The sequence below is a fragment of the Rhodoferax sp. genome (assembly GCF_028715765.1).
In the GTDB taxonomy this organism is placed as follows: domain Bacteria; phylum Pseudomonadota; class Gammaproteobacteria; order Burkholderiales; family Burkholderiaceae_C; genus Rhodoferax.
The window spans coordinates 87,635-106,374 of the sequence record NZ_JAQURE010000003.1; the positions used below are offsets into that span (position 1 = coordinate 87,635).

Genomic DNA, 18,740 nt, shown 5'->3' on the forward strand with positions numbered 1-18,740 from the left:
ATATGTTTGAACTTCAATTGATGAGTCCTGAGTCTCAAGTGGAGACTTTGTGCGACGCGCTTGATGCTTTGGGGGCCTTGAGTGTCAGCGTGGAAGATGCTGATGCGCAAACTGACGCAGAGCAGGCGCTATTTGGCGAGCCAGGTATGCCGCCACCCAAAGAAGGTTGGCAGCGCTCCAGGATATTGGCGCTCTTTGAGTCTCGTGAAGCCGCACAAAGTGCCTTGGATTTGCTGCTGGTTCAAGATTTTTTTGCAGATTGCCAGGTCTTGGGTATTCAGCATGTACCTGAGCAAGATTGGGTGCGTTTAACTCAATCACAATTTGCTCCAGTGGAAGTCACACCAGATTTTTGGATTGTGCCGACTTGGCATGAGCCACCAACGCAGGCTCGCACGGTGATTCGGCTTGACCCTGGACTGGCTTTTGGCACTGGCACGCACCCCACCACGCGCATGTGTTTGCGGTGGATTGCGGCGAACCGACACAGTGCACATTTGAGTCGAGTGTTGGACTACGGTTGTGGTTCAGGCATTTTGGCCATCGGTGCGGCCAAGTTTGGTGCAGCTGACGTTGATGCCATCGACATTGACCTCGCTGCAGTTGAGTCAAGTGTGCTGAACGCCCAAGCCAACCATGTGGTTATCAAAACAGGTTTGCCTGAATCGGTGAGTGGTGTGTATCAAACCGTTTTGGCGAACATTTTGGCAACGCCGCTGAAGGTTTTGGCACCTTTGCTGTGGTCTCATGTGGCTCAGGGTGGCAATTTGGTGTTGGCTGGAATTTTGGCTCGGCAGGCGGATGAGTTGATAGAAGCCTATGCGCCCTATTGCGTCTTGCAAGTGACTGATACTGAAGACGGTTGGATTTTGATGACGGCCAAGAACAGCTGAAGAGGGTGCCTTCAATGAGCCATGATCTCACTGTTTCATGAGTCTGTTGACACGTTGCCCAACGTGCAACACCTTATTTCGGGTAGTGCCAGACCAGCTTCGCATTTCTGAGGGGTGGGTGAAATGTGGTCAGTGTGGTGAAATTTTTGATGGCTCAAAACAGTTGCTGGATGCTGATGCTGATGCTGATGTTGGGGGTAAATCAGCACAACACGCCATGCCTGAGGCGACGTTAAAAGACACATTTTCAGAAGTTTTTCCACAAGAACCAGCGATACCGTACGGTGACAACGGGGAAGTAAGGGCACAGCCAATAGGCGAATCATGCCCGCCAGATGACTTCGTTGAATCGAATCAGCCTGTTGAAGATATTCAGCACCATGCAAGTCTTGTCACAGAAATTGAACCGCACCTGAGTGTTGAACCGCTCACAACGCATGAAGATGTTGACCAGACAGGGGCTCAGATTGATGCTTCACAGGTTGAAGAGCAATCAACCCTGGTCGAAAAAACCACGACTGAAGACGCGACGGTCTTTGATTCAGCCACTTTCTTAGCTCCTGCCCAACCGCCAAGCTCGGCTGGGCAGATGGTCAAAAAATCACTGGTTTGGATAGGTGTTGTGGGGATGGTTGTGACGATCGTCGGGCAAGCGGTGTTTTTTAACCGTCATCATTTGGCACAGCAGTATTTGGCATTTCAGCCGGTTGTCGAGTGGGTGGCCTCACTCACTTCAAGCCCGATTGAACCTCTTCGGCAAATTGAGTCATTGGCCGTTGATGCTGTTTCTTTCCAGGAATTGAGCCCAGAAACTTATCGACTGAGTTTCATTGTTAAAAACAATGCCAATTTGGAGGTGGCGCGTCCATGGATAGAGCTGACTTTGACAGATGCTGAAGACCAGCCGATTCTCAGACGCGTGATGAGTACCCAAGAATTAGGAAACTTGCAAGAAGCGATTCCTGCTGAGTCGCAATGGTCATCCAGTGTGGTGCTGAAGTTGTCGTTGTCAGAAAGCAAGGGCAGATTGATGGGCTACAAGTTGCTTGTTTTTTACCCATAAAGCGGGTTGGTGCGCCTGATGCCACCCAACATCAGGCAATGAACACGCACACGAATCCAACACTCAAGGCTTGGTGCCCGTTGGGAAAGGCCAGGATGCGTGGGGACTGATGGTGGTCTTGGATGTGGGTTTGGCAGCGGGCTGCGCAACAACAGGCTTTTTAGTTGCCACTGCTTTTTTGGCCGGAGTTGATATGGCTGCCGTTGCAGCCTTTTTTGCTGGTGCAACTTTGGGTGCAACAGGTGCGGCTTCAATTTTCTTTGCTGCTGCTACTTTCTCAACAGCCGCTGCTGTTTTGGCGGTGACAGTTTTCTTGACAGTCGCAGCAGGTTTTTTGGTTGCAGCAGGTTTGGCATCTGTTGCAGGCGTTACTTTTTTGGCTATGACAGCCTTTGATGTGGTGGCTTTTTGAGCCGTTGCAGTTTTTTTAGCGGTTGCCATGGGGTTCTCCAAGATCAAGTTGCAGAAGGCACTTCACGTCAAGAATTCAACGTCAAGCGATTCAAGGTGCTGGGTGGGTTCCTGCACCATGAACAGGGTGGCACAACCACAATCAATTTGTGAGGGACATGCCATAAATTTTGCCATTGATGCCCGGCTTTATTCCCAAGACAGCGCACCACCAGATTGGTATTCAATGACCCGGGTCTCGAAGAAATTACGCTCTTTTTTCAGGTCAATCATCTCGCTCATCCAAGGAAATGGATTTTCTTCGTTTGGAAACAAGGCGTCCAGCCCAATTTGAGTGGCACGGCGATTGGCAATGTAGCGCAGATAGCCTTTGAACATCGATGCATTCATGCCCAACACACCTCGGGGCATGGTGTCCTCGGCGTAACGGTATTCAAGGTCAACGGCAGTTTCAAACAAGGCTTTGATTTCGGCTTTGAATTCGGGTGTCCATAGCTGCGGATTTTCCAACTTGAGTTGGTTGATCAGATCAATACCAAAGTTGCAGTGCATTGACTCATCGCGCAGAATGTATTGGTATTGTTCAGCCGCTCCTGTCATCTTATTTTGACGCCCCAGCGCCAAAATTTGTGTGAATCCCACATAAAAGAAGAGACCTTCCATCAGGCAGGCAAAAACTATCAAAGATTTAAGCAGTGTTTGATCGGCTTGCGGGGTGCCAGTTTTAAACTCCGGGTTCATGATGGCCTCGATGAACGGAATCAGAAATTCATCTTTGTCACGAATAGATTGAATCTCTTGGTAGGCGCTGAAGATTTCGCCTTCATCCAACCCTAAAGATTCAACAATGTATTGGTAGGCATGGGTGTGAATGGCTTCCTCAAACGCTTGGCGCAACAAAAACTGACGGCATTCGGGCGCAGTGATGTGCCGGTATGTTCCCAGAACGATGTTGTTGGCAGCAAGTGAGTCAGCCGTCACAAAGAAGCCCAGATTGCGTTTCACAATCCGACGCTCATCTTCGGTCAATCCGTTAGGGTCTTTCCAGAGCGCAATGTCGCGCGTCATATTGACTTCTTGCGGCATCCAATGATTAGCACAACTGGAGAGGTACTTCTCCCAAGCCCATTTGTACTTGAACGGTACCAATTGATTGACATCCGTTTGGCCATTGATGATGCGTTTGTCGGCTGCATTGATTCGGCGTGTTGCTGGGGCAGACTTTGTGCGAATGTCAGACGCTGCTGCTGAGGTTTTTGCAAGAGGGGTTTGCGCAGCGGATGCCAGAGCCACGCTGACCGCGGGGGTAACTTCTTCGTCCCAAGAAAGCATATTGAATTCCTATGAAGTGATGAGGTGAGGTGAGCCAAAGGCATGAAAGCAGTTCAAGACGAGATGGCCAAACCTAAGCATTGTTTGAAGGCCTTCAACATCCGTTACCGTTTCAATGCTCCCGTTTATTGACACGATTCACATGTTGGGTCGTCCACACCACAGAACTTGATGTCGGTGGCAGGCAAGTTGGCCATCTGCTGCTGAGCGGCTGCAGCGGCAAGATCCAGGGCACTCATGCCCTTTGCGTTGGATGACTCACCGTTGGAGACGGCATTCAAGCGACCGGCCGCCACAGTGGACTTTTCCACTTGCGTGGCTGACTGTGTGCGCAGGTAGTAAGTGGTTTTGAGACCTCTCACCCAGGCCAGTTTGTACGTGTCATCAAGTTTTTTACCAGATGCACCGGCCATGTAAATATTCAAAGATTGGGCTTGATCAATCCATTTTTGTCGGCGTGCGGCCGCTTCTACCAGCCACAGGGTTTCAACTTCAAATGCGGTGGCATAAAGCGCCTTGATTTCAGCTGGCACTCGGTCTATGGGGCGCAGTGAGCCGTCAAAGTGTTTCAAATCCATCACCATCACATCGTCCCAAAGTCCCAGCCGTTTCAAATCACGCACCAAATAGCTGTTGATGATGGTGAACTCGCCAGAGAGATTGGACTTGACCGACAGGTTGCCAAAACAAGGCTCAATTGACGCGTCAACCCCAATGATGTTGGAAATGGTGGCGGTGGGCGCAATGGCCACACAGTTGGAGTTGCGCATACCGTCTTGTGCAATTTTTCTTCGCAAAGCCTCCCAATCTAGGGTGCTGGAGCGGTCAACTTCGACAAATCCGCCACGCTCTTGTGCAAGCAAGTTCAAGGTGTCTAAAGGCAAAACGCCTTGATCCCAAAGCGAACCTTTGAAACTGGAATATTTGCCGCGCTCTCGTGCCAACTCGGTCGATGCGAGGTAGGCGTAGTAGCAAATGGCTTCCATGGATTCGTCTGCAAACTGAACCGCTGACTCGCTGGCGTAAGGGATGCGCATTTCATACAAACTGTCTTGAAAGCCCATCAAACCCAAACCCACCGGGCGATGCCGCATATTGGCGTCACGTGCCTTCTTGACCGCGTAGTAATTGATGTCAATCACGTTGTCGAGCATGCGCATGGCTGTGGTGATGGTTTTTTGCAGCTTGGCATGGTCAAGCTTGCCGTCTTTCAAATGTTGCACCAAGTTCACCGAGCCCAGGTTGCAAACTGCCGTTTCAGTGCTGCTGGTGTTGAGCGTGATCTCAGTACACAAATTACTAGAGTGCACCACGCCAGCGTGTTGCTGTGGCGAGCGAATGTTGCACGCATCTTTGAAGGTGATCCATGGGTGACCCGTTTCAAACAACATGGTCAACATCTTGCGCCACAGATCAGTGGCTTGCACGGTGCGGTAGGGTTTGATCTCACCACACGCCGCTTTCTCTTCATATGCCACATAGGCTTCTTCAAAGGCTTGGCCAAACTTGTCATGCAAATCAGGCACGTTATTGGGTGAAAACAGCGTCCATTGACCCTTTTCCATGACGCGACGCATGAACAAGTCTGGAATCCAGTTAGAAGTGTTCATGTCGTGTGTGCGACGACGGTCATCACCTGTGTTTTTGCGCAACTCCAGAAATTCTTCAATATCCAGATGCCAAGTTTCCAAATAAGTGCAAACGGCACCTTTGCGCTTTCCACCTTGGTTCACGGCAACAGCGGTGTCGTTGACCACTTTCAAAAAAGGCACGACACCTTGAGACTCGCCATTGGTGCCTTTGATGTGGCTGCCTAACGCACGCACGGGCGTCCAGTCATTTCCCAAGCCCCCAGCAAATTTGGACAGCAAGGCATTTTCTTTGATGGACTCGTAAATGCCATCCAAATCATCAGGCACGGTCGTCAAGTAACAGCTTGAGAGCTGTGAGCGCAGCGTACCTGCATTGAACAGTGTCGGCGTGGAAGACATGAAGTCAAAACTGGAAAGCACTTCATAAAACTCAATGGCTCTCGTTTCGCGGTCAATCTCACCCAAAGCCAAACCCATGGCCACGCGCATAAAAAAGGCTTGAGGCAATTCAATGCGCTGTTTACCAATGTGCAAAAAATACCGGTCGTACAGGGTTTGCAGTCCCAAGTAATCAAACTGCAGGTCTCGCTCGGCTTTCAGTGCGTTTGCCAGGCGCGGCAAGTCAAATTGCAAAAGTTTTTCATCCAGCAGCTCATTTTTCACACCCAACTTCACATACTCTGGAAAGTAATCAACGTAGGCTTGTGGCATATCTGCCTGCGCCACATCCTGCCCCAAAACCTCTTTGGCAATGGTGTGAAACAACAAGCGGGCAGTTGCAAAAGTGTAATCAGGGTCTTTTTCAATCAGCGTACGCGCCGCGAGCACCGAGGCCTTATAGACCTCCTCCATGGGTACGCCATCGTATAAATTGCGCATGGTTTCAGCCATGATGGGCTCTGGCATCACATCTGCACCCAGCCCTGCGCATGCGTCCGAAATCACGCCTTTGAGTTTGGTTAAATCCAACACCACACGTTGGCCGTGGTCAATGGCATGCAGCACCGGGTGAGCGGGAGCCTGTTGTTCCATCTTCTGGGCACGTTCTTGGGTGCGACGTTCACGGTAAAGCACATACGCCCGAGCAATTTCATGGTGTCCCCCGCGCATCAGCCCCAATTCAACCTGGTCTTGCACATCTTCAATATGAAAAGTACCGCCGGCTGGGCGTGAGCGCATCAGCGCCCGAATAACGGCTTGAGTGAGTTCTTCTACCGTTTCGCGCACACTGGCCGAGGCTGCACCTTGGGCGCCGTGCACAGCCAAAAATGCTTTCATCATGGCTACTGCAATTTTGTTCGGCTCAAAAGACACCACAGAGCCGTTGCGGCGAATGATTTGGTACAAGTTCATTTGCCCTTGGGCTAAGGCTGACAGAGCTTGAGGTTCGTCTGGTAGGTGTTGGGCTGAATGGTGCGCAGTGGCGGTGTATTGAGATGTGAGCATGGAAATGAAGGGTGTTGTGACAGAGGAAAAATAAGATGTTGAGTTCCAGTCAGGCTGTTTTCAAATCTAAAAGTTTTCCAAGCTTAACACTATATCTATGACATTTAGTGGCTTCACACACTACCCGTAGTGTTTTTGAGACTCTGACTGCCCGCTATGACGGCCGTGATAGAACACCAATTCTGATAGCTAGAAACCGAGTTTTTCCGCGCGAATCTGGCGGATATGGCTCAAATTTTGGAGTGTGTCAAGACTAGGCAGGTACGCATATCAGGCGTTGATAGCGGGTAAACACTGAGACGGCACACACGCAAGTTTTTGGAAAAGTTTCCAATCAAAGCCTGAACCGGGGTCAAATTTTCGACCCGGTGCAATGTGTTCATGGCCAGCAATGAACGCAATTGGGTAATGCGCCATGATGGCTTGACTCAAGACTTTCAAGGTTTCATATTGCGCATCTTCAAAGGCCTCACCTTCCAACCCCTCAAGTTCAATGCCAATGCTGTCATCGTTGCAATTGGTGCGTCCTCTGTAACTTGAGGCGCCAGCATGCCAGGCACGGTCATCGCAGCTGACAAATTGCCACAACTCTCCACTTCGTCTGATATAGAAGTGTGAAGACACTCTCAGCCCTTCGATTTGCTGAAAATACGGGTGCGCTTGCCAATCGAGTTGGTTGGTAAACAATTGTTGCACTTCGGCGCCGCCATATTGGCCTGGTGGCAAGCTGATGGAGTGCAACACCATCAAATCGATCAGTGCATGGGGCGGCCTTGCGCCAAAGTTGGGTGACATCAGCTTTGTCGCCCAACTTAGCCACCCGTTGTGCCAAGTCAAATCAGGTGTGCGCAGTGGGGTTGGCATGTTCCATGTCTTGTTCAAAATGGACCTGCAAACGTGCCATGCGGGTGCGGATTTGCCGCACACTCAGCCCCAGTTGTGTGGCTGCCGTGTTGGCATTGAAGTTCGCAGATTGCAATGCTTGCATCAATATCTTTCGCTCAAAATCATCCATCATTTTGGGCAAAGGGTCTGGTGCGGTGGCATGGGGTGACGCGCCTGGTAATGGTAGAGAGGTGGGCAGTGCGTTAGAGGGCGAATCAAATTGCAAAGCGTCAGTACTGCCCAAAGCCACAGCCCGATGCAACAGGTTTTCCAGCTCTCGTACATTGCCTGGCAATTGCAAAGCGCTGAGTTTTTCAATGTCGGCAGGCTGAATTTGGGGGACTGCAATGCCAGACTCTTCGGCAATGCGGTTCAGCAAAGCTTGGCATAGCTCTGGCAAATCTTGCCAACGCTCGCGTAGCGCAGGCATCACCAAGTCAATGACGTTCAAGCGGTAATACAAATCTTGTCTGAAGCGTCCGTTTTGCACTTCTTGAGCCAAGTCCTTGTGTGTGGCACTGACAAGGCGCACATCTGTCGTGTCTTCGTGAGGCGACCCCAGTGGCCTGACGCGTCGCTCTTGGATGGCGCGCAACAGCTTGGATTGCATGGGAAGCGGCAAATCGCCAATTTCATCCAAAAACAGCGTGCCACCACTGGCCGCCTGAAAGAAGCCTTCTCGATCCACATGGGCGCCGGTATAGGCACCTTTTTTGGCACCAAAAAATTCAGCTTCAAGCAAAGCGTCTGGGATGGCGCTGCAATTGACCGCCACCCATGGGCCCTTGGCGCGGTGGCTGTTGGCATGAATGGCGTAAGCTACCAACTCTTTGCCCGTGCCTGACTCTCCGGTGACCAGCACCGGCGCCATGCTGGTGGCAATTTTGACAATGCGTTCTCTGATGGCCTGCATGCTGGCAGATGAACCAATCAACCGATCCAGCGCACGCTGCCCCAAAACACCTGCCCCTGCAGACGCTATGTTGGGCTTGGCGGGGACTGCCACCTTGGGTTGGGTGCAAACCGCAGAGGCAATCACGCGCCTGAATTGCTTTAAATCTACCGGTTTGGTGAGGTAATCAAAGGCGCCACTCTTAAGGGCTTCAACGGCGTTTTCAGCCGAGCCATACGCCGTAATCACCACACATTGTTCGTGACGTTGATGAGCCTTGAGTTCGCAAATCAAAGACAGTCCCAAGCCATCGGGCAAGCGCATGTCCGTGATCAACACCTCGTAGTGTCGCTGTGCCAACAGCGCACGGGCTTGCGCCATGTCGGCTGCGGTGTCCACGGCGTAACCCTCTCGCAAAAGGGTCAACTCGTAAAGCGTGCACAGGTCGGGTTCGTCATCAACCACCAAAATATGCGCTTGGGAATGAGGTTGGGTCATGCGGCAGATGTCGTTTGAGAGATTGACGCAGATTCGGGTGGCATGGCACAAAAACTGACAGAAAAAGCGTTCCCCACCTGGCTCTGTTGTTTGCTGCGCAGTGGCTTGCGCTCGTAGCTCATGCTGGCACCGTGGCTTTGGCAAAGTTCACGGCAAATGTACAAACCCAAACCGCTGGAGCGGCTATCGCTGGAAAAAAATGGCTCAAACAAATGTTGCTCCACTGCGGGTTCAAGCGGCTTGCCATCACTCCAGACGGTCAACGTGATGTTTTGTTGCGGTTGAAGCCGTTCCAAGTTGACCTGAATCGCATCCGCATTGCCACTGCAAAAGCGCCTGGCGTTGTCAAGCAAATTCACCACAATGCGGCGCAAGTGTTCAGCATCAAACCACGCCGTCACGGGCTGCTGCGGCCAAGGGTCAGACAAGGTCACGGGCGTTGAATTTTGGCGCTGCCAGTCGCGGCAAATGCGCAAAACGTCTTCAGCCAGATTCAACATTGCTCCTGAATCGGCCTGCGCGTGCTGCGGGGCATGTGCCAAATGCAGCACATCACGCACAATTTTCTCTAGCCGCTGCGCGTTTTGACGAATCATTTCCGTCATGCGCAATTGGCTTGCTTCTTTCAGGTCTTCTGCCAATAAGGCATTGGCCTGCACGATGGCGGCCAGTGGGTTGCGAATTTCGTGCGCCACAGCGGCCGACATGCGTCCCATGCTGGCGAGCTTTTCGCTGCGCACCCGGGCTTGGATTTCGCGCTGATCTTGCATGAACACCACACACAGGCCCTTGCCGTGCTCTGGCAAGGGTGGGGTGATTTGTGTGCGCACCCGCAAATGCCGCGGGCCATGATCGGTGTGCTGAAAACTCAAGTCTGCCTGCTGTCCATGCAGGGTTTGGTGACTCAACTGGACCACCTCCACCAGAGCCTGCCATTGCGTTTGCTCGGTTAACTGCCAGACGCGAGGGGATGGCTGCGGTGCAAACCCTAACAAAGCCAACGCGGCAGGGTTGGCTGACCTGACCCAAAGCAGGTCGTCAACCACCAGCACACCTTCGTTCAGCGTGGCAATCACCAGCTCGTTCACCTGTCGCTGCACCGTCACGGCCAGTTGGGTGTGCTGCGCCTTGCGCTCGACACTGGCCAGTCGGGTGGCCAACTGGTTGGCCATGAAAGAAATGGCAAAGCAGCCTGCGCCAGTCAAGGCCGCCTGTACCACCAAGCTGGTTGTCTCGGTAGACAATTCCAGCGACATCCAGAAGGCGTGCGCAAACAACAACAAGGTCACGCCTGCAGCCGTGCCCATGGCCATGATCAATGACCCCAAAATGGCAGCCATCAGCACCGGCAGCGTCAGCAGCAGCGCATAGTTCACGTTGCCAGACTGTAAAACTTGCAAGGCTGAAAAAGCCATCAAATCCACACCCACCGTTCGCAGCCATTGCGCATTGAAGGTGTGCCCCATGTACTGAGGTTGCGATTTAAGCCGCACCGCCAAAGCTGCGGTGAAGTACATGCCTGCAATGATCAAACTCAAGCTGTGGTGTGTGCTGGCCGTGAATGTCAGACCGGCTTGCAGCACCAGCAAAACCAGCCCTAAAGTGACTCGTGCGGTCATGAAGGCGCGCCATAACCGCTCGAACTCAGAGGCTGCAAGTGCTTGACTGACGTTGGCATTGAGCACCGTAGACCCAAACCAGCTTGCGGTTTCAGGTGGCTCGCGCATTCACTGCTCCGATTGCTGCCGATGCTCCTGACAGCAATACTGGCCTTTGACACCCGTGACAGCTTCGTTCGCCGGCACATGTGTGCTGCACCGTGCACAACGAACCATGTTCAAAAGGTCGTCCTTGGGCGGGTTGGGTTTGGGCATGGGGGGGGGCACCTGCCGATTGCGCCACAACAGCACACCTGCCAACACCACCAACAACAAAAGCAAAACTTTCAAAGTGTGCGTCCCAACACAACTTCCATTACAAAACGTGAACCCACGTAGGCCAACAGCAGCAACCCGGTGCCGATGTAAAGCACGCGTACTGCTTGCTTGCCGCGCCAGCCAAAACGAAACCGCCCCACCATCAGCACAGCAAAGGTCAGCCAAGACAGCACGGAGAACGCAGTTTTGTGATCCCACTTGATAGCGTGGGTAGCGCCATACAGCTGGTTACCAAAAAAGAAGCCTGCCAGCAACGTGGCAGACAACAGCACAAACCCCAAACTCACAAAGCGAAAGGTGAGCCGCTCCATGGTCAACAGTGGCAAACCAGCGGGTGCATTGCCCTGGCGCATGCGAGCCTCCACGCGCGTCATCAACCAGGCATGCACCACCGCAATGGCAAACAAGCCATAAGACGCAATGCCTAACGCCCAGTGCAACGGCAACCATGCCGACGCACTGGCGTTCAAAGTGTTACCTGGAAAAAGCAAAGCCAGCAATACGGCTGCAGACCCTGCGCCAGAGAGCAGCCAAGGCGTTTTGAGCTGTGGGAAAATGTAGCTCTCTGCCGCATAAACCAACCCCACCAGCCAGGCGGTGATTGACAAGGCGGGTGCAAACCCAAAACGTGGCTCACTGCCCCACAACCCCCAGGCCAGCAACACCCCGTGCATTGACCACGCCAGCCACACTGCCACCCGAGCAAAGCCCGCACCCACGCGAGCCGACCCCGTGGCCGAGGCCGCGTAAGCGGCAGCGGCACCTAATGCAAGGGTCAAGGTCAAAGGGGTGGCACTGGCTAAAATCATGTGCACAGTTTAGCGTTTTGTACCCGCCATTTCCTTTTTGGCTCTAACCCAGGTTCCGCCCGCCGGAACACCTTCTATGGCATCCGCTCTTACCGACAAACTCAGTCGCCTGGTCAAAGAAATTCGTGGCCAAGCCCGCATCACCGAAAGCAATGTCTCTGACATGCTGCGCGAAGTGCGCATGGCGCTGCTCGAGGCCGACGTGGCCTTGCCCGTGGTGCGCGACTTCATCGCTCGGGTCAAAGAAAAAGCCCTCGGTCAAGACGTGTTGGGCTCACTCACCCCAGGGCAAGCGCTGGTCAGCATCGTCAACAAAGAGCTGGCCGCCACCATGGGCGAAGGCGTGAGCGACATCAACTTGGCAGCCCAACCCCCGGCGGTGATCCTGATGGCTGGTTTGCAAGGGGCAGGCAAGACCACCACCACCGCCAAGCTGGCCAAGCACCTGATTGAGAAACGCAACAAAAAAGTCCTCACCGTCTCGGGTGACGTGTACCGCCCGGCTGCCATCGAACAGTTGAAAACCGTCACGGCCCAAGCTGGCGCCGAATGGTTCTCCAGCTCACCCGACCAAAAACCGGTGGACATCGCCCTGGCCGCATTGGACTATGCCCGCAAGCATTACTTTGATGTGCTGTTGGTCGACACCGCCGGCCGTTTGGCCATTGATGAGGCCTTGATGCGCGAAATTCGCGAACTTCATGCCGCCATATCCCCGGTGGAAACCCTGTTTGTGGTGGACGCCATGCAGGGTCAAGATGCCATCAACACCGCCAAAGCCTTTAAAGAGGCCTTGCCGCTCACCGGCATCATTCTGACCAAACTCGATGGCGATTCCCGTGGTGGCGCCGCGCTGTCAGTGCGGCAAATCACCGGTGCCCCGATCAAATTTGCAGGCACCAGCGAAAAGCTCGATGGCCTTGAAGTGTTTGATGCAGAGCGCCATGCGGGTCGAGTGCTGGGCATGGGTGACATATTGGCGTTGGTGGAGCAAGTCACCTCAGGTGTGGACATGGCCGCTGCACAAAAGCTCGCAGCCAAGGTCAAAAGCGGTGGCGGCTTCGACTTGAACGACTTTTTGGCGCAAATCCAGCAAATGAAGCAAATGGGCGGCCTAAGCAGCTTGATGGACAAACTCCCCTCCGCCTTGGCGGCCAAAGCCGGGCAGGTGGACATGGGGCGCGTTGAAAAAGAAGTCAAACGCAAAGAGGGCATCATCCAAAGCATGACCCCGCTGGAGCGGCGCAAGCCCGAGCTCATCAAAGCCACCCGCAAGCGCCGCATTGCCGCTGGCGCCGGTGTGCAGGTGCAGGAAGTCAACCGCATGCTCAAAGAGTTTGAGCAAATGCAAGACATGATGAAAAAAATGAAAGGCGGCGGCATGATGAAAATGATGAAGCGCTTGGGCGGCATGAAAGGCATGCCCAAAATGCCGTTCTGACCCTCAACAGCTGCCACATGCTTGCACAACGCACCCTGAAAACACTCACCCGTGCCGTGGGCGTGGGGCTGCACAGCGGCCAACGGGTTGAAATTACCCTGCGCCCCGCTCCGCCCGATACCGGCATTGTGTTTCGTCGGGTTGATTTGCCCGAACCCATTGACATTGTGGTGTCCACGCTGGCGGTGACCGACACCCGCATGGCCTCGACCATTTCCAATGGCGACGTCAAAGTCCACACCATCGAGCACTTGATGTCTGCCTGCGCGGGCTTGGGGCTAGACAACCTTTATGTCGACATCACCGCCGAAGAAGTGCCCATTTTGGATGGCTCGGCGGCTTCTTTTGTGTTTTTGCTACAAAGCGCAGGCATCGTCATGCAAAGCGCACCGCGGCGCTTCATCCGACTGCTTGAACCCGTCGAGGTGCGCCAGGGCTTGGGTGACAACGTCAAGTGGGCACGACTCGCCCCTTACCACGGCTACCAGCTCAGTTTTGAGATTGACTTCAGCCACCCGGCGGTGGACTCTACCGGGCAGCGCGTGCTGTTTGACATGAGCACCGGCTCGTATTCCAAAGACATTGCCCGCGCCCGCACCTTTGGCTTTACCAAAGATGTGGAAATGATGCGCGCCAACGGCCTGGCGCTGGGCGGTGGGCTGGACAACGCCATCGTCATGGACGACTACAAAGTGCTCAACGCGGGTGGCCTGCGCTATGACGATGAGTTTGTCAAACACAAAATCCTCGACGCCATGGGCGACCTCTATGTGGTGGGCAAACCCTTGCTCGCCAGCTACAGCGCGTTTCGCTCTGGCCATGCCCTGAACAACCTGCTGCTGCGCGAGCTGCTCAACCAGCCGCAAGCCTGGGACGTGGTGACGTTTGACAACGAAAAACTGGCTCCGTCCGGTTTCGCCCAGCTGGCGCGCGCTTGGTAAGCCGGTTCACACCCATTTCCCATTCACCCACACGAGTCGCTTCATGCTGCTGTTTCGCTGGTTGGTTTTGCTGATGTTGTTGGCTGCGCTGGTGTCGTTTGGCTTTTACGCCGGCACTGGCGACCCGCGTTTCAAGCGCTACGGCTGGGTGGTGCTGAAATGGGCGTTGCTAAGCGCCTTTGGCTTTTTCGCCGTACTGATTCTTGAGCGGGTGGTGTAGCGCCGCTTGTTAACTGTTATTTCAGCGGCTGCGACCGGCCTTGTAAGCGGCTTTTTGGGTCTGAATCTGCGCCCCACCCAGCCCTTTGGCCTGGGTGAGCCGGGCAATTGAATTGGCGGCATGGGCGTGGGTGATGGCCAGGCCCAGCGCATCGGCCGCATCGGGTCCGGGCAAACCGGGCAGGTTCAGTAAACGGCGCACCATTTCCTGAATTTGCGTTTTGTCAGCGCGGCCATAGCCCACCACCGCCTGCTTCATTTGCAAGGCGGTGTATTCGGCCACCGGCAGGTCACAAGACACTAGCGCAGTCACCGCTGCGCCACGCGCTTGCCCCAGCAGCAGGGTGGACTGCGGGTTGACGTTGACAAACACAATTTCAACCGAAGCTGCGTCTGGCTCATAGCGCGCCACCACCTCCCGAATGCCGTCAAACAGCACTTTCAGGCGCGCCGGCAACTGGTCTTTTTCGATCTTGGTGGTGCTGATGGTGCCGCTGGCCACATACGTCAGTTCAGCGCCATGCACGTCCACCAGGCCAAAACCAGTGGTGCGCAAGCCGGGGTCGATGCCTAAAATTCGCATGTATTTTTATAGCTACTCATGCTTTATTGATAAGGGCTAGAGGCCAAAATACCATCGAACTGAGTGGAAGAACACCGGGGCAGAAAAACACAGCGAATCAATCCGGTCGAGCATGCCGCCGGCACCGGTGATGCTTTTGTCGCCACCTTGCCAGATCGGTATGCCGCGGTCGCGCTTGAGCGCCTTCATCACCAAATGGCCAAGTGACCCCGCCGCGCAGGCCACCAACCCCAGTGCAAACGCTTGCCCTGGCACAAACGGCGTGATGCCTGCCAGCAGCGCGCCCAGCAAGCTGCCGGCGGCCATGCCCCAGCGCCAACTGTGCCAGGTAAAGCTTTGGCTGATGTTGGGGGCGGCCAGCGGGCGCTTGCACTGGCGTGCCACCAGGTGCTGGGTGACCATGCAGGTTTGCACCACCAGCACCAGAAAAAATACCAGAAATGCGTTTTTCTTATCGTAGCCCGAGAAGTCCAGCAACAGCAGCGCAGGCACATGGCTCATGCCGTAAATGCACACCATGATGCCCCACTGCAGCTTGGCATTGCGCTCCAGAAAATGTTTGGGATCATTGGCCAGCGCGCTGGCCACCGGCAGTGCCAAAAACACATACACCGGAATCATCACGGTGAACAAGTTGAAGTGTTCGGTGCCCACCAGCACATACTGCAGCGGCAGCACCACAAAAAAGGCCAGTACCAGGCTGCGGTGGTCGCCTTGGCGGGTGGGCGACAGGGTTAAAAACTCGCGCAGGGCAAAAAAGGAACCCAGCCCAAACAGCACCAGCCGCGCTACGTCACCCGCCAGCCAAGCCAGCCAAAAAACAAAAATCAGCAGCCAGCTGGTGCGCAGCAGGCGGCTCAAGGTGGCGATGTGGTCGTGCTGCGCCTGCTCAGCCTGAGGCTCGGCATGCTCACGCATCGACAGCAAAAACACCGTCACAGAGGCCAGCAACAGCAGACCAAACACCAGTACAAACAGCGCGCCAATCTGGTGTTGCGGGGTGAGGTGTTTCAGGGTTTGGTACATCGGCAGGGTTGACTGTGGGTGGGGTTACACATCGCGCAAGGCCATCACCGCAAGGCGCGCCCGTTGCAAGAAATCATGCCGATCTTCACCCGACTGCAGGTGCATGGGGGCGCCAAATGTCACCGAGCACAGCACGGGCACGGGCACGGGCACCACTTCGCCCTTGGGCATGACGCGCTGCACATTGGCAATCCAGGCCGGGATCAATTCGACCTGCGGAAACTGCAGCGCCAGGTTGTACAGGCCAGCCTTAAAGGCTTGCGGCTCCTCCATGTGGCCGCGGGTGCCCTCGGGAAACAAAATCAGCGAGTCACCCGCGTGCAAGGCGTCTATGAGCGGCTCCAGCGGGTCTTCTTGGGCGTTACGCTCGCGCGAGACATAAATCACATTGAACACGGCGCGAGTGATCCAATGTTTGAACGGTGTTTTAGTCCAGTAGTCACGCGCGGCTACCGCACGGGTGTTGTGGCGTAGCTCTTTGGGCAAGGCCGCCCAGATCATCACCAGGTCGGCGTGGCTTTGGTGGTTGGCAAAATAAATGCGTTGCTCGGCCTTGGGCGGGCAGCCCCACCAGCGTGCCTGCGCCCCAGTCAGCACACGAATCAGCCCCAGCAAAAAATAACCCATCAATTTGGCACGCATGGCGGGGATGATAAAGGGGCAGCGTGACAACGCTCAGTGTGGGTGTGGTTCGAAGAGATGTGGCACTGCTGCTGGCGTGGCGACTCTGGTGTTGTTGCGTTCTTGCTGCTGTTGCGGTTTCTCGGGCACGGATGCTGTTGCGGTGTTTCTGGCGCAATGCGGCTTTGGTGTCACTGGCACGGCGCGGCGGCTGGGTCAGGTGCGTGCGGTTTTGGGGGCAAAACACGCGCGGGGCTGAGGCCTGAGTACGCCCAGAACCTTTTTCGCGCGCATTTGCCCCCAAAGCCCGGTCACCTGACCCAACCACCACGCCTTGTCTGTGTGGATGTTGTGCTGGCAGCCGTCACAAAATCAATAGCTACTCACGCTTATTCAGTAAGCGCTACAGGCTGTTTTCTTATAAATTTTCGAGTCCCAGTCGCCCTGCCGGGTTCCACCCACTAAACCGCCGCCCGCACGTCAAGGCAACTCAGCCCCGCCCATGCGCCGCTCAATCACCGCAGCACGTCCAGCCACGTAACTTGAATGGGGCAGTTTTTCAAAATACTTGGGGCGTGGCAGCATCACGGCCAGCCGGGCTGCTTCATTGGCACTGAGTTGGGCTGCGGGTTTGCGAAAGTAGTGTTGTGCGGCCGCTTCTGCACCAAACACGCCTTCGCCCCATTCCACGCTGTTGAGGTAAATCTCAAGAATGCGACGCTTGTCCAAAATGGCTTCCAGCAGCAGCGTCAGCACAAACTCTTGCCCCTTGCGCAGCAGCGTGCGCTCGCCGGATAAAAACAGGTTTTTGGCCAACTGTTGGGTGATGGTGGAGCCGCCCACCACTTTGGCCGGTTTGGTGAGTTTGGGGGGCGTTGGCGCCGGTGCTGTGCTGGACTTGCTGGGAGATTTCTGGGCGGTGCGGGCTTGCTTGGCTTGCGCGGCAGCTTCGGCTTTGGCGGCCAGCTCTTGCGCCTTGGCGTTTTTTTGCCAGGCTTTCTCTAGCGCGTTCCAGTCCACGCCGTCGTGGTTGGTAAAACCATCGTCTTCACTGGCAATCACTGCGCGCTTGAGGTGGTCTGAAATCTGCCCATAGGGCGACCACTGCTGGCGCCAGCGCAGGCTGTTTTTTTCAGAGGCCACGCGCCAGGCTTCCGAGCGCTCAAAGGCGGTGGACTGCGGGTCGATCACCAGCATGGCGGCAATGCGGAGCACAAAAAACACCTGCAGCAGCACGGCCGCCAAGGCCACCAGTGCCAGCCAGCGCAGCAGCGGTTTCATGCTTGATCAAGCACCTGGCGCAGTTCGGTCAACACCTGTGCTGCGGGCGGGCGCACGCCGCGCCAGATCAAAAATGCCTCAGCCGCTTGCTCAACCAGCATGCCCAGCCCGTCACGCGGCTCGGCGCCATGCTGGCGCGCCCAGTCCAAAAAGGCTTGTGCACCCGCGCCGTACATCATGTCGTAAGCCAGGGCGCCGGGTTTGAGCACGCTGGCCGCCACCGGCACATCCGCCCCCTGCAAGCTGCTGGCTGTGGCGTTGATGATCACATTAAAATCACCCTCTAGCGCATGTAAATCAAGCGCGAGTAGCTCTGTATTTTGTAGTGTTGCCAAGACTTGGTGGCGCGCCACCAAGGAACTGGCTTTGCTGACGGTGCGGTTGGCCACCGTGATGTGGCTGGGCTGGGCTTGAATCAGCGGCCCCAGCACGCCTGCGGCAGCACCGCCTGCGCCCAGCAGCAGCACGCGCCGGGCTTTCAGGGGCAGTTGGAGGTTGCGCTCAATGTCGTTGACCAAGCCAAGCCCGTCGGTGTTGTCGGCCAGCACCTGGCCGTCTTGAAACGTGAGCACATTGCAGGCGCCGGCCAGCAGGGCGCGTTCGCTGGTGTGGCTGGCCAGGGCTGCGGCTTGAAACTTGAACGGCACGGTGATGTTGCAGCCACGCCCACCTTCGTCCACAAAGCTTTGCACGCTGTGGGCAAAGTGATCCAGCGCAATGTCACGCGCCTGGTACACCAGCGCTTGCCCGGTGAGCTCGGCAAAGCGGGTGTGAATCCAGGGGGAGCGGCTGTGGCTGATGGGGTGCCCCATCACGCAGTAGTGGTCAAGTGGCATGGTGCAAAGGGGGTAGGGCGTGGGTTGCGAAAGA

18 protein-coding genes are annotated in these 18,740 nt (G+C 55.2%); 5 read left to right on the plus strand and 13 right to left on the minus strand.

All coding sequences use genetic code 11. The features are described from left to right. The first annotated feature begins 2 nt into the window (after positions 1 to 2). Positions 3 to 893, plus strand: coding sequence for a 50S ribosomal protein L11 methyltransferase (gene prmA, locus PHT20_RS02050; RefSeq protein WP_301019219.1), 891 nt, complete (start codon positions 3 to 5; stop codon positions 891 to 893). A 37-nt stretch (positions 894 to 930) separates the two neighbouring features. Next, a complete protein-coding gene (locus tag PHT20_RS02055) occupies positions 931 to 1,956 on the plus strand; it encodes a zinc-ribbon and DUF3426 domain-containing protein (protein ID WP_301019220.1) in 1,026 nt (341 codons plus the stop codon). Between the two features lie 63 nt (positions 1,957 to 2,019). Here PHT20_RS02055 and PHT20_RS02060 read toward each other — a convergent pair whose 3' ends face one another. From PHT20_RS02060 to ccsA, 8 genes are all read right to left on the minus strand, one after another. Then, complete coding sequence (locus PHT20_RS02060; RefSeq protein ID WP_301019221.1) at positions 2,020 to 2,397, minus strand: histone; 378 nt, start codon at positions 2,395 to 2,397, stop codon at positions 2,020 to 2,022. A 159-nt stretch (positions 2,398 to 2,556) separates the two neighbouring features. Beyond that, a complete protein-coding gene (locus PHT20_RS02065) occupies positions 2,557 to 3,699 on the minus strand; it encodes a ribonucleotide-diphosphate reductase subunit beta (protein WP_301019222.1) in 1,143 nt (380 codons plus the stop codon). A gap of 125 nt (positions 3,700 to 3,824) precedes the next feature. Then, the gene (locus tag PHT20_RS02070; RefSeq protein ID WP_301019223.1) at positions 3,825 to 6,737 is read right to left on the minus strand and encodes a ribonucleoside-diphosphate reductase subunit alpha; all 2,913 of its coding nucleotides are present in this window, start codon (positions 6,735 to 6,737) and stop codon (positions 3,825 to 3,827) included. Between the two features lie 270 nt (positions 6,738 to 7,007). Further along, a complete protein-coding gene (ampD, locus tag PHT20_RS02075) occupies positions 7,008 to 7,601 on the minus strand; it encodes a 1,6-anhydro-N-acetylmuramyl-L-alanine amidase AmpD (protein ID WP_301019224.1) in 594 nt (197 codons plus the stop codon). After that, positions 7,576 to 9,012: a sigma-54 dependent transcriptional regulator gene (locus tag PHT20_RS02080; protein ID WP_301019225.1), complete on the minus strand. Its 1,437-nt coding sequence runs from the start codon at positions 9,010 to 9,012 to the stop codon at positions 7,576 to 7,578. Before PHT20_RS02080 ends, ampD begins: the two co-directional genes overlap by 26 nt. Continuing rightward, positions 9,009 to 10,739 (minus strand): PAS domain-containing sensor histidine kinase, encoded by a 1,731-nt coding sequence (locus tag PHT20_RS02085; protein ID WP_301019226.1) that lies wholly within the window; start codon positions 10,737 to 10,739, stop codon positions 9,009 to 9,011. The genes PHT20_RS02080 and PHT20_RS02085 overlap by 4 nt, the downstream gene beginning before the upstream one ends. After that, positions 10,740 to 10,961: a PP0621 family protein gene (locus tag PHT20_RS02090; RefSeq protein WP_300085154.1), complete on the minus strand. Its 222-nt coding sequence runs from the start codon at positions 10,959 to 10,961 to the stop codon at positions 10,740 to 10,742. Continuing rightward, a complete protein-coding gene (ccsA, locus tag PHT20_RS02095) occupies positions 10,958 to 11,758 on the minus strand; it encodes a cytochrome c biogenesis protein CcsA (protein ID WP_301019227.1) in 801 nt (266 codons plus the stop codon). Before ccsA ends, PHT20_RS02090 begins: the two co-directional genes overlap by 4 nt. A 76-nt stretch (positions 11,759 to 11,834) precedes the next feature. On the opposite strand from ccsA, the gene ffh reads away from it, so the two are divergent. The 3 genes from ffh to PHT20_RS02110 are packed head-to-tail and all read left to right on the plus strand — an operon-like array spanning position 11,835 to position 14,360. After that, complete coding sequence (gene ffh / locus PHT20_RS02100; protein WP_301019228.1) at positions 11,835 to 13,199, plus strand: signal recognition particle protein; 1,365 nt, start codon at positions 11,835 to 11,837, stop codon at positions 13,197 to 13,199. A 17-nt stretch (positions 13,200 to 13,216) separates the two neighbouring features. After that, positions 13,217 to 14,140 (plus strand): UDP-3-O-acyl-N-acetylglucosamine deacetylase, encoded by a 924-nt coding sequence (lpxC, locus tag PHT20_RS02105; protein ID WP_300085160.1) that lies wholly within the window; start codon positions 13,217 to 13,219, stop codon positions 14,138 to 14,140. Between the two features lie 43 nt (positions 14,141 to 14,183). Next, the gene (locus PHT20_RS02110) at positions 14,184 to 14,360 is read left to right on the plus strand and encodes a hypothetical protein (protein ID WP_300084205.1); all 177 of its coding nucleotides are present in this window, start codon (positions 14,184 to 14,186) and stop codon (positions 14,358 to 14,360) included. Positions 14,361 to 14,381: 21 nt separating this feature from the next. On the opposite strand, the gene ruvC is transcribed toward PHT20_RS02110, so the two are convergent. From ruvC to aroE, 5 genes are all read right to left on the minus strand, one after another. Then, the gene (gene ruvC / locus PHT20_RS02115) at positions 14,382 to 14,942 is read right to left on the minus strand and encodes a crossover junction endodeoxyribonuclease RuvC (RefSeq protein ID WP_300084209.1); all 561 of its coding nucleotides are present in this window, start codon (positions 14,940 to 14,942) and stop codon (positions 14,382 to 14,384) included. A gap of 36 nt (positions 14,943 to 14,978) precedes the next feature. Continuing rightward, positions 14,979 to 15,968, minus strand: coding sequence for a phosphatidate cytidylyltransferase (locus tag PHT20_RS02120; RefSeq protein ID WP_301019229.1), 990 nt, complete (start codon positions 15,966 to 15,968; stop codon positions 14,979 to 14,981). 24 nt (positions 15,969 to 15,992) lie between these two features. Further along, entirely contained in the window at positions 15,993 to 16,610 is a 618-nt protein-coding gene (locus PHT20_RS02125; protein ID WP_301019230.1) for a lysophospholipid acyltransferase family protein, read from the minus strand. Positions 16,611 to 17,069: 459 nt separating this feature from the next. After that, positions 17,070 to 17,870, minus strand: coding sequence for a transglycosylase domain-containing protein (locus PHT20_RS02130; protein ID WP_300084214.1), 801 nt, complete (start codon positions 17,868 to 17,870; stop codon positions 17,070 to 17,072). Continuing rightward, positions 17,867 to 18,706 carry a shikimate dehydrogenase gene (aroE, locus tag PHT20_RS02135; RefSeq protein ID WP_301019263.1) on the minus strand — a complete coding sequence of 280 codons (840 nt, stop codon included), beginning with the start codon at positions 18,704 to 18,706 and terminating at the stop codon, positions 17,867 to 17,869. Before aroE ends, PHT20_RS02130 begins: the two co-directional genes overlap by 4 nt. Positions 18,707 to 18,740: the final 34 nt, after the last annotated feature.

Excerpts from the sequence above, each read along its gene's own strand:
- prmA (WP_301019219.1), top strand. The coding sequence starts at position 3 with ATGTTTGAACTTCAATTGATGAGTCCTGAGTCTCAAGTGGAGACTTTG.
- PHT20_RS02055 (WP_301019220.1), top strand. The coding sequence starts at position 931 with ATGAGTCTGTTGACACGTTGCCCAACGTGCAACACCTTATTTCGGGTA.
- PHT20_RS02060 (WP_301019221.1), bottom strand. The coding sequence starts at position 2,397 with ATGGCAACCGCTAAAAAAACTGCAACGGCTCAAAAAGCCACCACATCA.
- PHT20_RS02065 (WP_301019222.1), bottom strand. The coding sequence starts at position 3,699 with ATGCTTTCTTGGGACGAAGAAGTTACCCCCGCGGTCAGCGTGGCTCTG.
- PHT20_RS02070 (WP_301019223.1), bottom strand. The coding sequence starts at position 6,737 with ATGCTCACATCTCAATACACCGCCACTGCGCACCATTCAGCCCAACAC.
- ampD (WP_301019224.1), bottom strand. The coding sequence starts at position 7,601 with ATGCCAACCCCACTGCGCACACCTGATTTGACTTGGCACAACGGGTGG.
- PHT20_RS02080 (WP_301019225.1), bottom strand. The coding sequence starts at position 9,012 with ATGACCCAACCTCATTCCCAAGCGCATATTTTGGTGGTTGATGACGAA.
- PHT20_RS02085 (WP_301019226.1), bottom strand. The coding sequence starts at position 10,739 with ATGCGCGAGCCACCTGAAACCGCAAGCTGGTTTGGGTCTACGGTGCTC.
- ccsA (WP_301019227.1), bottom strand. The coding sequence starts at position 11,758 with ATGATTTTAGCCAGTGCCACCCCTTTGACCTTGACCCTTGCATTAGGT.
- ffh (WP_301019228.1), top strand. The coding sequence starts at position 11,835 with ATGGCATCCGCTCTTACCGACAAACTCAGTCGCCTGGTCAAAGAAATT.
- lpxC (WP_300085160.1), top strand. The coding sequence starts at position 13,217 with ATGCTTGCACAACGCACCCTGAAAACACTCACCCGTGCCGTGGGCGTG.
- PHT20_RS02110 (WP_300084205.1), top strand. The coding sequence starts at position 14,184 with ATGCTGCTGTTTCGCTGGTTGGTTTTGCTGATGTTGTTGGCTGCGCTG.
- ruvC (WP_300084209.1), bottom strand. The coding sequence starts at position 14,942 with ATGCGAATTTTAGGCATCGACCCCGGCTTGCGCACCACTGGTTTTGGC.
- PHT20_RS02120 (WP_301019229.1), bottom strand. The coding sequence starts at position 15,968 with ATGTACCAAACCCTGAAACACCTCACCCCGCAACACCAGATTGGCGCG.
- PHT20_RS02125 (WP_301019230.1), bottom strand. The coding sequence starts at position 16,610 with ATGCGTGCCAAATTGATGGGTTATTTTTTGCTGGGGCTGATTCGTGTG.
- PHT20_RS02130 (WP_300084214.1), bottom strand. The coding sequence starts at position 17,870 with ATGAAACCGCTGCTGCGCTGGCTGGCACTGGTGGCCTTGGCGGCCGTG.
- aroE (WP_301019263.1), bottom strand. The coding sequence starts at position 18,706 with ATGCCACTTGACCACTACTGCGTGATGGGGCACCCCATCAGCCACAGC.